This window comes from Mongoliitalea daihaiensis (assembly GCF_021596945.1).
GTDB classification, from domain to species: Bacteria; Bacteroidota; Bacteroidia; order Cytophagales; family Cyclobacteriaceae; genus Mongoliitalea; species Mongoliitalea daihaiensis.
This window is the reverse complement of sequence record NZ_CP063779.1, coordinates 3,435,146-3,449,202: the sequence shown is the minus strand read 5'-3', so window position 1 is coordinate 3,449,202 and position 14,057 is coordinate 3,435,146. Positions and strand designations below refer to the sequence as shown.

Genomic DNA, 14,057 nt, shown 5'->3' with positions numbered 1-14,057 from the left:
CGAAAAAAATGATATCAATCACTTCAATTATTTTTGTAATTTGCAAACGTACTAATCTACATCTAGATGCTTTTAGTTGTATTATCTGGGTTTATACTTGCTGCCCTTACACCTTTTGTTGGAAAGATTGCTAAAACGTATCTTCCTTGGGTTTTTTCCTTTTTACCAGTACTTCTGTTTAGTTATTTCTTAACACATATCAATTCCCTTTCCTCAAAAACTAAGTTAACCTGGAGCTATGAATGGGTTCCGAGTCTTGGCATAAATTTAGATTTTGAGCTGAATGGTCTATCCATGTTGTTCGCATTGATGATTACTGGTATTGGTTCATTGGTTTATTTTTATTCAATTTATTATCTCAAAGGCCATCCATATATTGATCGTTTTTATGGATACCTCTCCATGTTTATGGCTTCTATGCTTGGAGTTGTACTTTCAGACAATCTTTTGGTTATGTTTATTTTTTGGGAATTGACGAGCATCAGCTCCTTTTTTCTAATTGGCTTCAATAACGAAGATCCAAAATCCAGAAAATCAGCGCTAACCGCTTTATCTATCACAGGATTGGGAGGCTTAGTCCTCTTGGTAGGTATCTTGCTTTTGCAGTCAGTCGGTGGCACCTACTCATTTAGTGATTTAGCTGCCAATAAATCCATTATTTTAGAATCAAGTGCCTATACTTGGATTGTACTCTTTATTTTTATTGGATCTTTTACCAAATCGGCTCAGTTCCCTTTTCATTTTTGGTTGCCGGGAGCAATGAAAGCCCCTACCCCAGTAAGTACCTACTTGCACTCAGCTACTATGGTAAAAGCTGGTATTTTCTTACTTGCAAAAATGACTCCTTTATTGGGATCAACCGCTTTATGGAATCAAACCCTTCTTATTGTTGGTGGAATTACCATGGTGTATGCGGCTATTCATGCCTTATTTCGCATTGATTTGAAAGGTATCTTGGCCTATTCTACCATCTCAGCATTGGGCATGTTGGTATTCTTGATAGGAGTAGGAACAGAAAAGGCTCTTTTAGCAGCGAGTGTTTTTATTTTGACGCATGCACTGTACAAAGCTGCATTATTTTTGATCACTGGAATTATCGATCATCAAACTGGTACTAGAGATATTACCAAACTTCAAGGCCTGCAGCATGTAATGAAACCAGTAGCAATAGCGGGTTACATTGCTGCCCTTTCTAGTGCAGGGTTTCCGTTGTTTCTTGGATTCCTTAGTAAGGAGCTCATGTATGAATCAACTTTTCACAATCCTGAGTTTGCTTGGCTTCTGACAAGCAGTCTTTTGTTTGCTAAGATACTCTTATTGGTTGCTGGTTTTTGGGCTGGCATCAAACCTTTTTCAGGAAGCCTGAGTAATGAATTAGCCAGCGTAAAAGGACCTTCAGCTTTTCTTTGGATTCCGCCTGTCATTTTAGGCATAGGTACAGTACTATTTGGGGCATTTCCTGCATTACTTGAAAAAAGCCTTATGCAGCCTGTGTATGAGAGCATCTCAGGTAATACAAATGAGATTTACCTCTCTTTATGGCATGGATTTAATTGGGTTTTGTTACTAAGCATTTTGACATTAATCGCAGGAACTTTGCTATTTGTATATTGGAAGCCTACGTTACAAAAACTAGAAAAAACAATTCCTTTTGAAAAAATCTCTCCGCAGACATTTATTGAAAATTTTGCTACAGGATTTTGGGTATTTGCAGGATATTGGACGCGACTCGTACAAAACGGGTATTTGAGAAATTATGTATTAAGCATTCTCGCCTTTTTGACGATTATCATGGGTTACCGACTGTACGAAGGAGTATCCATATACATTGACTGGAATCAGATTTCAGCAGTTACTCCTTCCGAAGTAATTGTAGTAACGTTGATGATCATTTCCATTCTATTTGCGATTCTTTCCACTTCTCGTACGGCCTCCATTGTGGCACTCGGTGTAATTGGATTCGCAAACTGTCTATTTTTCCTCTTCTATTCTGCACCAGACTTGGCTATGACCCAATTTTCTATTGATACATTGACTGTATTATTATTTATGTTGGTACTCTTTAAGCTTCCAAAAAATAAAGTATTTTCTTCCAATCGCATACGAGTTCGTGATGCGGTTGTATCTATATTGTTTGGTTTACTAATTGCGATCTTAACTCTAGAAGTATTTGTAGAGCCTTCATCCACTGAGATTTCTGAATATTATGCAAACAATGCATATATATTGGCTAAAGGAAGAAACGTGGTCAATGTGATACTTGTCGATTTTAGGGGTATGGATACCTTGGTAGAAACCACCGTCTTAATTATTGCAGCTATCGGCGTATTTAGCTTAATTAAATTGAATTTAAACCCTGCTAAAGACCAATGAAATCACTCGTATTTAAAACAGCATCTAATTACTTGTTACCGCTCTTATTATTATTTTCAATATTTATCCTCCTACGGGGGCATTATTTACCCGGAGGAGGGTTTGTTGGAGGATTGATGGCATCTGTGGCTTTTCTAATTCATTCCTTTGCCCATGGATTGAAAGAAACACGAACCATCATCCGTGTAAATCCAGGTTTTTTGATGCCTTTTGGCTTAATGATTTGCCTAATTGCCGGTCTTTCTCCTTGGGTGCTATCCTTACCAGCCATGACTGGGCTTTGGTTTGACGAACCATTCAAGTTTGTAGGAATGGTAGGTTCTGCTCTTTTCTTTGATATTGGTGTTTATTTCGTTGTCGTAGGAACTACCTTGACGATTATGTTTACAATTGCTGAAACTGTCTAATATGGAGGTATTACTTGTTATTATCATTGGATTGTTACACGCTTGTGGCCTGTATATGCTCTTACGGAGAAGTATGTTTAAAATGATCATTGGCCTAATATTGCTAGGAAATGGAGCAAATCTTTTGATATTTTTAATTGGTAGACTTGTCAAAGGAAAACCACCTGTCATAGAGGAAGGAATGAAAGTCTTTACGGATGCCTATGCTGACCCTATTCCTCAGGCATTGATCTTAACTGCCATTGTAATTGGCTTTGGCTTGCAATCTTTTGCAATCATTCTAATCAAGCGTGTGTACAATGTTTTAGAAACAGACGACTTGGATGAACTTAATTCTACTGACGAAGAGCTATGACGAATCCTTTTATCATTTTGCCAATAGTTTTTCACATGGCAGCGGCGATGGTCCTACTGTTTTTTTGGTTTCATGTAAAAATTCAAAAAATACTAAGCATGGTTTTCTCATGCATTGGATTGGCAATTAGTAGCTGGTTATTTATATTAAATTGGCAGGATGGAATCCAAGTAACTCAGGCGGGAAACTGGTCTGCGCCTTTCGGTATAACTTTTGCAGCCGACACTTTGGGAACAACTTTGGGCTTATTGGCATCTATTTCCCTGCTTGCAGTATCGATTTTCTCGACTGTGAGTATGCGTGCTGAGCGTCTTAAATTCGGATTCTTCCCTGTCCTGCATTTCCTGATTATGGGACTTCAGGGAGCCTTTCTTACCGCCGATATTTTCAATCTGTATGTGTGGTTTGAAGTCGTCATCATTTCGTCATTTGTATTACTGACGCTTGGAGGAAAAAAAGCCCAACTGGAAGGAGCATTAAAGTATGTCTCCCTCAACCTTTTAGCATCTACATTTTTCCTAATTGGCATTGCTTTTATATATGGTCTGACAGGTACACTTAACATGGCTGATCTTGCGATCAAGATGCCAGCTATAGAAAACCAAGGTTTGGTCAACATGACTGCTGGGATATTTTTGGTTGCTTTCGGAATCAAATCTGCCATTTTCCCTATGTATTTTTGGTTACCTGCATCTTATCATACACCACCAGCTGCCATTTCAGCCATTTTTGCTGGATTATTGACAAAAGTTGGTGTATATGCTTTGTTCCGCATGTTTACCTTACTTTTTGTTGGTGACAACTTTATGAGCATCACTTTATCAGGATTGGCTATTCTTACTATTATTGCAGGAGGATTGGGTGCCATCCGTCAGCAACATCTTGGAAAGATATTTGGGTATCTCATTATCTGCCATATTGGGTTTTTAATTGCTGGGATAGGGATTGGTTCAGAACTGGCGATAACAGGTGCCGTATTTTATTTGATTCATGACATCGTAGTCAAGACTAACCTATTTATAATTTCAGGTTTCATTGGTAAACTCACCGGAAGCCAGTTGATCTCCGAACAGGGAGGAATTTACGCTAAATACCCTTTACTTGCCTTGTTGATGGCCGTTCCTTTGTTCTCTTTGGTTGGTATTCCTCCATTGTCTGGATTTTGGGCAAAAATCTATTTAGTCCAATCAAGTTTCGAAAAACAAGAATACTTCATAGCTTTTGCAATTATTCTTGGGAGTTTTCTTACATTATGGGTGATAGCTAAAGTTTGGACAGAAAGTTTCTGGAAGGATCAACCGAGTACAATACGTAATGGAAAGGATTGGAAAAGCTTTTCTTTCCAAGAAAAACTTGGAATCTTGACACCTATCATCTTTCTATCTGTTTGTTCCCTTTACATCGGATTGGATGCTGAAAACATAGCCTCCGTAGCCAATAGAATAGCAGTAGATTTGTTGAACCCAGCTGAATACATTGACGGTATATTGAGCATAAAAAAATAGTCCTATGGCAAAGTCCTTATTTTTGAATAATCTTTTACTGACTCTGATATGGGTATTGGCTACTGGCACCTTGACTGAAGAAAATCTATTATTTGGTTTTTTTCTAGGGTTCACCATTCTATGGATAATTACTACAAATAAACGAGAAAGTAAATACTTCTATATAGTACCCACTCTCATTTCCTTTTTACTCACAATGCTTTGGGAAATTATCAAAGCCAATTTTATGACCGTTAAGGAATCAATTTTTCAAGATGACCTCGAGCCTGCAATTATCAAATATCCCTTGCAAGCCAAAACAGATGGAGAAATCAGTCTACTTGCCAATATTATATCTTTAACACCTGGTACGGTTGTAATTGATGTATCAGATGATAAAAAAGTCATGTTTATACACGTGATGCACCTCAAGGATAAGAAAAGTTTTATAGAAGAAATTCAAATTAAATTTGAAAACAAATTACTCCGTATAATCAGATGAGCCTGAATGAATTTTATCATATCGTAATTATTCCTATGCTTGGAATCTCCGTGATTTTGGTGTTTATCCGATTTCTTAAAGGACCAAGTTTAGCAGATCGAGTGATTGCCTTAGACATGCTGATTTTAATTTCTATTGGAATTATTGCAGTATACAGCGTAGTATTTAATCAAAGTACATTCTTGGATATTGCCATGCTGTTTTCCTTGATCGCATTTTTGAGTACAGCAGCATATGCTTATTACATTGAACAACGGGAACGAAAATGAAAGACTATTTGCTAATGCTTTTCTCCTTTCTAGGAGCCTTATTTATTTTATCATCGTCCATTGGTATTCTTAGAAAACCAGATGTGTACCTTAGAATCAACATTACAGGAAAGGCTTCAACGCTCGGGATCGGACTGCTGTTAATTTCAGCGGGGTTGTTTTTCAACGAGGTGGCTGTTGGAACGCGCATTATTGCAACCATTATCTTTGTGTTTTTAACCATCTCCATAGGTGGTCATATGCTTGCAAGGGCGGCTTATTTCACAAAAACTCCTACTTGGGATAAAACCAAAATAGACGAACTAGCTGGACATTATGATTATGAATCACATGAGTTGAGAAGTGAAATCCCTCATGAAGAAGCCCCTAAAAAAGATGAATCAAAAGATTAAATGGATACTGTTAACTATATTAGCTTTCAGTATGTTAATCTCATGTGATGAGACTCCTCAAGAAGGCACTTTAAAGCCTACCTATACTTTTTTGTTGGGAGCATATACTGACAATCTTGACCAAGGTATTGGCTTGTTATCGTTCAATTTTGAGGAAGGTATTTTAGGCATATCTACCATTGCAAAAGGTGTCAATAATCCTTCATTTGTTATTGCTACACGAGCACAAGATTGGGTTTTTGCTGTAGAAGAAACCAATGAGGGAAAAGTTAAAGTTTTTGCTTTTGACAGAATAAAAAATACATTGACGCTAACTGATGAGCAACCAAGCTTGGGAGCACACCCTTGCTATTTGGCTCTTAGTCCCGATGAAAAATACCTTGTGGTAGGCAATTACTCGGGGGGGAATTTTACTGTTTATCAGGTAAATAATGGGAAATTGACACAGGTACAAACTGTCCAACATGAGGGCAGTAGCATCAATCTTTCCAGACAAGCTCAAAGTCATGTTCACAGCACTGTTTTCCACCCTGATGGCAAACATTTGTTTGTATGTGATTTGGGATCGGACAAGATTTTTTCTTACCAATACAGACCAGATTTTGCAGTACCCTTTCAAGCATCTACACAAGTATATTTTGAAGTGGAAGCTGGAGAAGGTCCCCGACATATGGCTATTCACCCTAACGGGAAATACCTTTACTTGGTCCACGAACTCAGTGCTGCTATTGGAGCCTACACTTTTCAAAATAATCAAATACAACACATAGAAACTTATGCATTAACAGATCCTGCATTTGTTGGAGTAGTGAGTGCAGCTGAAGTGAAAATATCTCCTGACGCTAAATTTCTTTATGTTTCCAATCGTGGAGAGGCAAACGAACTAACCTCGTATAAAATCAAGGATGATGGAACATTGGAGCTGTTAGAGCGTATTTCTACGGAAGGTATAACTCCTCGAAACTTTTCGCTCACCAAAGATGGCAAATACTTATTAGTAGCCCATCAAGATTCTGAAGATATTCAGGTATTTGAACGATCGATTACCACTGGAAAACTTACTAAAGTAGATTTATTGATTTCCACCTATAAGCCCGTCTACTTATTTCCTCTAGATGGGTAGTCCAAATATTTTTGTAATTTTATGCTTGAATTTCTATCAAGAAAGAATTTTTTGAACGTGATATGAAACTTTATCAAAAAATTATTTTAAAAAAAGCTTTGACGGTACGAAACTATGCGTACCTTTGAATCAAATATAATAATTACAATTTATCATGAACACAGGAAAAGTAAAATTTTTTAATGAATCCAAAGGATTCGGTTTTATCGTTGACAACGAATCATCTAAGGAGTATTTCGTTCACGTAACAGGTTTGATTGACGAAATCAGAGAAGATGACGAAGTTACTTTCGACCTTAAAGAAGGAAGAAAAGGCCTAAATGCAGTGAATGTAAAAGTAGTTTAATCTATATATACAAACGCATTGACATCTAGTAAAAGCCCCTCTTATGAGGGGCTTTTTTTATGAGATTTCGGACCAAAGCAACTCTTTTTTATAGGAAATAAATCCATTTTTTACCACGAGTGGGGAGTCTATATTGTTGGTAAATAATTGCCCAGTCCCAAGACCTTGATGCATTAAACCTTGATAGGTTGATGTAAATTGTGCAATAGCATTTAATCCCACATTACTTTCCAGTGCAGAAGTCATCCACCAGCCTATCCCCCGCTCTTCTGCTAGTCTAATCCACTCTTGTGAATCCTTCAATCCTCCCACTAAGCTAGGTTTTAAAATAATGTATTGTGGTTTGATTTGATCTAGTAATTGCCTGCGCTGCTCAAACCCATATATTCCTATCAATTCCTCATCCAACGCTATCGAAAGAGGCGTTTGTTGACACAATGCTGCCATTTCTTTCCATTGACCGGTAGCGATAGGCTGTTCAATGGAATGAAGTTGAAATTCTGATAACCTTTTTAACTTGTTCAGTGCTTCAGAAGCACTGAATGCTCCATTTGCGTCTACTCGTAAAGTGATTTGATCTGCAGAAAAGCGGGAACGGATATATTCTAATAACTTACATTCCTCCTCAAAATCAATCGCACCAATTTTCATTTTAATACATGTAAAGCCATTAGCCAGTTTTTCATTGATCTGCTCATACATAAACTCTCTTTCCCCCATCCAAATCAATCCATTAATGGGAATTGGCTTTTCGGAAGTATAAAAATCAGTATCAAAAACCAACCTTTTCCCCCCATGGACAAAATCTAACAAGGCTGTTTCAAAAGCAAAGCGGATGCTTGGAAATTGAGCAGGAATGAAGTTTGCACACCAATCTAATACTGTCTTGGTAGGATTGTGATCACTTGAATCCCATTCAAATACCAAGTCATCGCAATACTTTTTTAAATATTCTTCAAAATCTGGGATATCGTCTACGCTTAAGTTAACCAAAGGTGCTGCTTCACCCCAACCAACATGCATAAACTTTTGACAAGATGCTTGGATAAAATAAGTTGTCTTTTCACGTAAGACCCCTCTAGAGGTGCCTGCATCAAAGTTAAACTTCAAAAGATGGGAAACGTATGAGAATCGGATGGAGTGAATTGAAGACATTCGTTCTATATTTGTAGCTAATTTAAACCAAGAATCACACCCACATGTTTGAACTTTCAGAAACAGTCAAACTATCAGATTACGATTATACACTTCCAGAAGAGCGGATTGCTAAATTCCCCCTGGAAAAGCGCGATCATTCCAGATTGTTGCATTTCAGAGATGGGATTATTTCCCATCAACATTTTTATGAACTACCAGAATTTATCCCAAGTAGTAGTATGATGGTGTTTAATAACACCAAAGTTATACCTGCCCGAATGATTTTTCAAAGAGCTTCCGGTGCAAAGATTGAATTATTTTTGCTCAAACCATTGGGTCCAAGTACAGTAATCAATGAAGTAATGCAAGCCAAGCATTCTGTTAGTTGGGAATGTATGATTGGAAATCTCAAAAAATGGAAGGATGGAGAAGTATTGAAAGGTGAAATTAACATTGGCGATGAATCGCTGATTATTTCTGCTTTTCTAATCGACCGTGGTCAAAAAACAGTGCAATTTGAATGGGATACGGAGCATGCCTTTGTAGATATTGTAGAAGCTACTGGAGAAGTACCACTCCCCCCATATCTTAACCGGAAACCTACTGCGGAAGATAAGCCTCGATATCAGACGGTTTATTCCAAAAAAGAAGGAGCAGTTGCTGCACCTACAGCAGGTCTTCACTTTACGGATGAGGTATTGAGTGCCTTGAAGGGAAAAGGCATACAAGAGGAATTTTTGACACTCCATGTTTCTGCTGGTACCTTTCAGCCTATCAAGGTAAGCAATGTTAAAGAGCATGCGATGCATAGCGAACAAGTGGTGGTAGACTATAGGACAATCGAAGCCTTAGCAAGTCATAATCAAGAAATAATTGCTGTTGGCACAACCTCGATGCGTTCATTGGAATCCTTGTATTGGTATGGAGTTCTTTTGTCTGAAAATCCATCTGCAAGTTTTGCCATCCCAAAGCTCTTCCCCTATGAGTATACAGGAAAACCCTTGACAAGGCAAGAAGCTTTTACGATTATTCTACATTATATGGATGCATTTGAATTGGAAGAAATCACAGGAACAACTGAGATTTTTATTTTTCCAAGCTACCAATTTAAAGTATGTGACGGACTAGTAACTAATTTCCATCAGCCTTCTTCCACCCTTATCTTATTAGTCGCTGCTTTTACCAACAATCAATGGAGATCAATCTATACTGAAGCTTTGACAAAAGAGTATAGATTTTTGAGTTATGGGGACAGCAGTTTGCTTTGGAAGGTTTGAGATAAAAATTAAAAAACATAACAAAAGAGCAACTCAACATTTAAAAATTGAGTTGCTTTTTTATTAGGTAGTTAAGATGAGTGAAGAGAAACTTTTAAGAAGACTTTTTAATCAAGATTAGATGATCCAAGTTTATTGATACAATTCAATAAACTTTGATAGTAGGTTCTTCCGACAGGAACTGTATCCTTCGAAACCGTTAATTCCCTTGGATTAATGGAGATTATTTCGTCAAGTCTAACAATGTAGCTTTTATGAATACGGATAAACTCATTGGCTGGAAGCACTGCTTCCAATTCTTTTAAAATATTTCTCAATGAATAAACTTCTTGCCTTGTTACCAAAGTCGTATAATTACCATCTCCTTTCATCCAAAGAATATCTGAAAATTTCACTTTTACTAAGTTGCCTTTATGTCTCACAAAAATCGCATCCTTCACCAAAATATTTGGCTCATCCATAGCATACTCATTGTATGAATTACCGTTGCTATTTAAACTATATTCTTTCATCTCCGCTCGATTAATTTGCATAAAACAATATTTCAACAGGCTGTTTAAGAAAAATGTTTGATTTGCCGCAAAGAAAAAAACTCAATCCAAGTCACTTGCTCTTTTTGAATTGGTTCTGATGATCTCATCAAGATTAGCTGCCAAAGTCTTTAAGTAGCTTAGGTATTTTAAGTTTTCCTTATCTAGTAAACTTTTATCCATCAACTCTAATAAACCAAGGATCGAAGAGAGTGGCGTCCGCATCTGAAAAGTTTGATCATAGACTACCTCTCTTAATACGGTATTTCTTTGAGTGATTTTTTGAATACTTTTCTTTTCAAAATTGATATTTTTATTGAGGTAAATAAATCCAATTACATTACCATGAAAATCTTTAAATGGAATGAATTTAAAATCGAACCAATTCAAGTTTGATGTTCTATGGTTAGGAACTTCCAGTTCAAAAGTCACCTCTTTCCCTTCAAAAATATTTTCGATTTCACCCAATAAACGATCATCAACACCGTCCATTAAAAAATTTAAAAACTTATCTCCTACCTTTAAACTTTTATTAAAGTCAGAACGTGCATGCTGAAGGGCCTTTTCATTAAACTGTAAAATCCTCAAATCCCTTCCGACAAAGAAAACTGCCTCCTCCATACTTTCAATAATTGAATGGACCATCAGATCCTTCTCTATCAATTCCTTAGAAAGCACATTGATTTCTGTTTTATCTTGAATAATCAAATCTAAATATGTCTTTTGAGGGATTATAAAAAACTTCAAGTGCTTGCCTAAAGAAGGAAAAACATCTTCAAAGATTCTCATCATTTTAGTCTCTTTAGCCTCCTTAAATTCGTGAGCATGCTTAAAGATTTGCTCATGTACAAAAGCGTACCAAATCTTTTGACCCACCAATGTTTCATGGGATTTGAAATAAGGCTTAGCAATTTCATTTACTGAAATGATCTCCCAACTTTGATTGATTCGAATTAAAGCATCGGATTGCTGATTGATAGTATCCAGGTTGATGGGCCTTTCGGTAATATTTTTAGCTGTAGAAATGGGAAAACCTACACCTAGTACACCTACATAATCTTCTCCCTCTTTTACAGCTGTGAATTCCCAATTTACTACCGCATATTTATGAGAAAAAATGTATGAAGAAGATATAGTAGGTCGTTCTATAACCTCCATCAACATTTCATGAAAGGATTTCAATTCATCTGCATCAATAAGCTCTGCAAAAGAAAATCTTTTGGAAAGAGCAAAATCAGTATCTTCAAATACTTGACGGAGCAAATGACCTATTTGAACAATATGCCCATCAAAATCCAAGAAGACTGAAAACAGCGAATTTGATGCGTTAAGGAATTCAGGAATATGAGATGTTATGCTTGATGATTGGGACATGCTTAGAATTATCTTTGAAATTGATAAGAATATATGTCCCTAAAATAGATTTTTAAATTGATAAAAGTGAGTAGAAGTATGGTTAATTTAAATTGAATCAGTCTTATTGAACGATATTGACAAATAAGTTTTCTTTTTCCAAAACAAGATCACTCATATATTGATCGAAATCATCATAGTCAATCTGCTTTACCATTTTAATTAAAACATTTGATAATTCTTCTTTACAGATTGATACACCATAAGCGCGAGATGGGAAGTTGATAGATTTTACCCTTCTTTTATCAAATAATCTGCAAAGACTATCTATATTATTCGAACGAACAAGCAACTTATCTTCATTTTCGGGAGCTATTGAAATTGAAAAAACACCATGTAGAGATTGAATTATCATAATTGTTACAGTTTAAAAGAGAATGATATTACCGATTTTCGAACACTAATTTAGGAAAGTAAATTAGCTTAAAAAATACCCTGTTAGCGGTATTTTTATCTGATTATATTGCTATTATATGCCGTATAAGTTCAATACCTCTTAATGTTTGTAGGATTTCACTTGCACAAATGTAGATTTACTCTCAATAGCACTTATTTTTTCAACTTATTTCCTGTAAAATTTTTAAACTGAATTTCAATCCCTTAGAAAGTATCTGCTTCAAATTGGTTAAAATTATGTACCAAAGGAGTTCTGATGATTGCTTATTCCGATTTTTATGAATTATATTTGCACTGTTCAAACAAAGCAGCAAAGCTTGTTTTGATAAAGAGAGTTGGGTGAGTGGCTTAAACCAGCAGTTTGCTAAACTGTCGTACGGGTAATGCCGTACCGGGGGTTCGAATCCCCCACTCTCTGCAACGGCCTAAAATCAACGGATTTTGGGCATTTTTCCCAAGAGTTTCAAGCACTATAAAAGAGGGAAAATTCAGAATTTTGTTTCAGTTTTAGTGTACGTGACCAAACATTTAACTGTTACATCTTAAAAGACGGCCTTAAAACCGTCTTTTTTTATGTTCAGCCCATTCGGGTCACTGTATCAACTCGTAACAAATCGTATCAGTGAGTGTGCACAAAAGTGTGTACAGTAGGCAAAACAAAAGTGTGTACAGTGTGTACAGTAGAAATGTCACACGTTAGGTTAATTATTTCAGTCTGTTATCTTTGTTAATGTTAGATGCGTTTGGTCACGTTAATCTTAAACATAAACAAACATTTATGACTGTATTCTACCCTTTGAGTCTTTCTCTTATAGCAAGGAGAACTACTCAGCAACCGCCTTCTGTCATTATATATATTAATGTCAGGGTGAAAGATTTTGGAGTAAAAAGAATCTCCACTGGTTTTACTGTTCCTGAAAAAAACTTTAAAGCCGGAAGGCTTACAGGTAAATCATCCGCTATCCTTGCCATAGGGAAAAAAATTTCCGAAGTCATGGAAAGCCTCAGGGAATCACATGCCGACCTTGTGTCCAGGAACATTAAGCCTTCGCCAGATCTTGTCATAAGCAATGTGTCTTCTCTTGCAAAAGATGAATACACTCTTATGTATTTGTTCAATCAAGTTATCTTCGAAAAAGAAGCTGATGTAAAAAACGGTTTGGCTACCCATCACCTTCCTGAAAAGTTCAGGGTACTTAGGAACCAGATAGAAGAATTTATTAAATGCGACTTCCAAAAGTCGGATATATTCCTTTATGAGATTGAGCCATCTTTTATCACGAGGTTTGTACTCTTCCTTAAATCCGGACTTGTAGGAAATGGAAATGTAACCATTAATAAAAAGATGGGCAATCTTGGTCAGGTATTCAATTACGCAATCAGGAATGACTGGATGAATAAGAACCCTGTTGATCACTATAAAAATCTTCCCGAACCAAAAACCAATAAAGAATACCTTACAGAGGATCAGTTCAGGTCATTGCTTGAATTTAAGCTGCCTAATCCTACACATGAAATTGTGAAAGATACTTTTATTTTTATGTGTTTAACTGGCATGGCGTTTACAGATATGACAAAGTTTACGATGTCCCAAATCATGGACATAGAAGGCACTCTTTTTATTCGGTATGTTAGATCAAAAACCAAGGGTGAAATTACTGTTCCTGTATTCCCAAAGGTTCTTGATATTGTCAATAAGAACTTTATGAAAACCAGGTTGCAAGGCAAACGAAATAAGGTCATGAAAGAAATCAATGATCCAGTATTTGCTGTTCAATCCATGAAGACCTACAACGAAAAAATCAAATTCCTTTTTGAATACAATGACATGGAGCTTGACTTCTCAATCTCTTCCCATGCAGCAAGGAAAACATTTGGTAATCTTATCACCAAGCTTGCAGGACTTGAAACTGCTTCACAGCTTCTTGGCCATAGCTCTATTACTACCACAGAAAAAAATTACGTGGACAAGAATGCGATGGAAAAGATCCTTGAACGAAGTAAAATCATAGCCAGCTCAGACAACAATCTTTTTAATAATTAATATTTATAT

15 protein-coding genes and 1 tRNA gene are annotated in these 14,057 nt (G+C 36.4%); 12 read left to right on the top strand and 4 right to left on the bottom strand.

Features of this window, described 5'->3' with window-relative positions; all coding sequences use genetic code 11:
* Positions 1 to 66 precede the first annotated feature (66 nt).
* The 9 genes from IPZ59_RS14735 (at position 67) to IPZ59_RS14695 (ending at position 7,251) form a co-directional block, all read left to right on the top strand.
* A complete protein-coding gene (locus tag IPZ59_RS14735; RefSeq protein WP_236136810.1) occupies positions 67 to 2,373 on the top strand; it encodes a putative monovalent cation/H+ antiporter subunit A in 2,307 nt (768 codons plus the stop codon).
* Positions 2,370 to 2,780: a Na+/H+ antiporter subunit B gene (locus IPZ59_RS14730; RefSeq protein ID WP_236136809.1), complete on the top strand. Its 411-nt coding sequence runs from the start codon at positions 2,370 to 2,372 to the stop codon at positions 2,778 to 2,780. Before IPZ59_RS14735 ends, IPZ59_RS14730 begins: the two co-directional genes overlap by 4 nt.
* Before the next feature lies 1 nt (position 2,781).
* Positions 2,782 to 3,135 (top strand): Na+/H+ antiporter subunit C, encoded by a 354-nt coding sequence (locus IPZ59_RS14725; RefSeq protein WP_236136808.1) that lies wholly within the window; start codon positions 2,782 to 2,784, stop codon positions 3,133 to 3,135.
* On the top strand, positions 3,132 to 4,640 hold the full coding sequence (locus tag IPZ59_RS14720; RefSeq protein WP_236136807.1) for a proton-conducting transporter transmembrane domain-containing protein: 1,509 nt from the start codon (positions 3,132 to 3,134) through the stop codon (positions 4,638 to 4,640). Before IPZ59_RS14725 ends, IPZ59_RS14720 begins: the two co-directional genes overlap by 4 nt.
* 4 nt (positions 4,641 to 4,644) lie before the next feature.
* The gene (locus IPZ59_RS14715) at positions 4,645 to 5,121 is read left to right on the top strand and encodes a Na+/H+ antiporter subunit E (RefSeq protein ID WP_236136806.1); all 477 of its coding nucleotides are present in this window, start codon (positions 4,645 to 4,647) and stop codon (positions 5,119 to 5,121) included.
* Positions 5,118 to 5,390, top strand: coding sequence for a cation:proton antiporter (locus IPZ59_RS14710; RefSeq protein ID WP_236136805.1), 273 nt, complete (start codon positions 5,118 to 5,120; stop codon positions 5,388 to 5,390). Before IPZ59_RS14715 ends, IPZ59_RS14710 begins: the two co-directional genes overlap by 4 nt.
* On the top strand, positions 5,387 to 5,782 hold the full coding sequence (mnhG, locus tag IPZ59_RS14705) for a monovalent cation/H(+) antiporter subunit G (protein ID WP_236136804.1): 396 nt from the start codon (positions 5,387 to 5,389) through the stop codon (positions 5,780 to 5,782). The genes IPZ59_RS14710 and mnhG overlap by 4 nt, the downstream gene beginning before the upstream one ends.
* Positions 5,783 to 5,813: 31 nt before the next feature.
* A complete protein-coding gene (locus IPZ59_RS14700; protein ID WP_236136803.1) occupies positions 5,814 to 6,905 on the top strand; it encodes a lactonase family protein in 1,092 nt (363 codons plus the stop codon).
* Positions 6,906 to 7,059: 154 nt separating this feature from the next.
* Positions 7,060 to 7,251, top strand: a complete 192-nt coding sequence (locus IPZ59_RS14695) for a cold-shock protein (protein ID WP_236136802.1) — start codon at positions 7,060 to 7,062, stop codon at positions 7,249 to 7,251.
* Positions 7,252 to 7,308: 57 nt separating this feature from the next.
* Here IPZ59_RS14695 and IPZ59_RS14690 read toward each other — a convergent pair whose 3' ends face one another.
* Complete coding sequence (locus IPZ59_RS14690) at positions 7,309 to 8,406, bottom strand: o-succinylbenzoate synthase (protein WP_236136801.1); 1,098 nt, start codon at positions 8,404 to 8,406, stop codon at positions 7,309 to 7,311.
* A gap of 44 nt (positions 8,407 to 8,450) precedes the next feature.
* Between IPZ59_RS14690 and IPZ59_RS14685 the strand changes: the two genes are divergently transcribed.
* The gene (locus IPZ59_RS14685; RefSeq protein ID WP_236136800.1) at positions 8,451 to 9,665 is read left to right on the top strand and encodes an S-adenosylmethionine:tRNA ribosyltransferase-isomerase; all 1,215 of its coding nucleotides are present in this window, start codon (positions 8,451 to 8,453) and stop codon (positions 9,663 to 9,665) included.
* 107 nt (positions 9,666 to 9,772) lie between these two features.
* Here the strand turns inward: IPZ59_RS14685 and IPZ59_RS14680 are convergent, their stop codons facing one another.
* From IPZ59_RS14680 to IPZ59_RS14670, 3 genes are all read right to left on the bottom strand, one after another.
* On the bottom strand, positions 9,773 to 10,198 hold the full coding sequence (locus IPZ59_RS14680) for a LytR/AlgR family response regulator transcription factor (RefSeq protein WP_394800714.1): 426 nt from the start codon (positions 10,196 to 10,198) through the stop codon (positions 9,773 to 9,775).
* Positions 10,199 to 10,258: 60 nt separating this feature from the next.
* Positions 10,259 to 11,569: a PAS domain-containing protein gene (locus IPZ59_RS14675; protein WP_236136799.1), complete on the bottom strand. Its 1,311-nt coding sequence runs from the start codon at positions 11,567 to 11,569 to the stop codon at positions 10,259 to 10,261.
* 103 nt (positions 11,570 to 11,672) lie between these two features.
* Positions 11,673 to 11,963, bottom strand: coding sequence for a hypothetical protein (locus tag IPZ59_RS14670; RefSeq protein ID WP_236136798.1), 291 nt, complete (start codon positions 11,961 to 11,963; stop codon positions 11,673 to 11,675).
* 370 nt (positions 11,964 to 12,333) lie between these two features.
* Here IPZ59_RS14670 and IPZ59_RS14665 point away from each other — a divergent pair.
* Positions 12,334 to 12,422, top strand: a tRNA-Ser gene (locus tag IPZ59_RS14665).
* Positions 12,423 to 12,782: 360 nt separating this feature from the next.
* On the top strand, positions 12,783 to 14,048 hold the full coding sequence (locus IPZ59_RS14660; protein WP_236136797.1) for a tyrosine-type recombinase/integrase: 1,266 nt from the start codon (positions 12,783 to 12,785) through the stop codon (positions 14,046 to 14,048).
* Positions 14,049 to 14,057 lie beyond the last annotated feature (9 nt).

Coding starts and splice junctions, on each gene's coding strand:
- IPZ59_RS14670 (WP_236136798.1), bottom strand. CDS start 11,963: ATGATAATTCAATCTCTACATGGTGTTTTTTCAATTTCAATAGCTCCC.
- IPZ59_RS14660 (WP_236136797.1), top strand. CDS start 12,783: ATGACTGTATTCTACCCTTTGAGTCTTTCTCTTATAGCAAGGAGAACT.
- IPZ59_RS14710 (WP_236136805.1), top strand. CDS start 5,118: ATGAGCCTGAATGAATTTTATCATATCGTAATTATTCCTATGCTTGGA.
- IPZ59_RS14675 (WP_236136799.1), bottom strand. CDS start 11,569: ATGTCCCAATCATCAAGCATAACATCTCATATTCCTGAATTCCTTAAC.
- IPZ59_RS14725 (WP_236136808.1), top strand. CDS start 2,782: ATGGAGGTATTACTTGTTATTATCATTGGATTGTTACACGCTTGTGGC.
- IPZ59_RS14730 (WP_236136809.1), top strand. CDS start 2,370: ATGAAATCACTCGTATTTAAAACAGCATCTAATTACTTGTTACCGCTC.
- IPZ59_RS14695 (WP_236136802.1), top strand. CDS start 7,060: ATGAACACAGGAAAAGTAAAATTTTTTAATGAATCCAAAGGATTCGGT.
- IPZ59_RS14690 (WP_236136801.1), bottom strand. CDS start 8,406: ATGTCTTCAATTCACTCCATCCGATTCTCATACGTTTCCCATCTTTTG.
- IPZ59_RS14735 (WP_236136810.1), top strand. CDS start 67: ATGCTTTTAGTTGTATTATCTGGGTTTATACTTGCTGCCCTTACACCT.
- IPZ59_RS14685 (WP_236136800.1), top strand. CDS start 8,451: ATGTTTGAACTTTCAGAAACAGTCAAACTATCAGATTACGATTATACA.
- IPZ59_RS14700 (WP_236136803.1), top strand. CDS start 5,814: ATGTTAATCTCATGTGATGAGACTCCTCAAGAAGGCACTTTAAAGCCT.
- IPZ59_RS14680 (WP_394800714.1), bottom strand. CDS start 10,198: ATGCAAATTAATCGAGCGGAGATGAAAGAATATAGTTTAAATAGCAAC.
- IPZ59_RS14715 (WP_236136806.1), top strand. CDS start 4,645: ATGGCAAAGTCCTTATTTTTGAATAATCTTTTACTGACTCTGATATGG.
- mnhG (WP_236136804.1), top strand. CDS start 5,387: ATGAAAGACTATTTGCTAATGCTTTTCTCCTTTCTAGGAGCCTTATTT.
- IPZ59_RS14720 (WP_236136807.1), top strand. CDS start 3,132: ATGACGAATCCTTTTATCATTTTGCCAATAGTTTTTCACATGGCAGCG.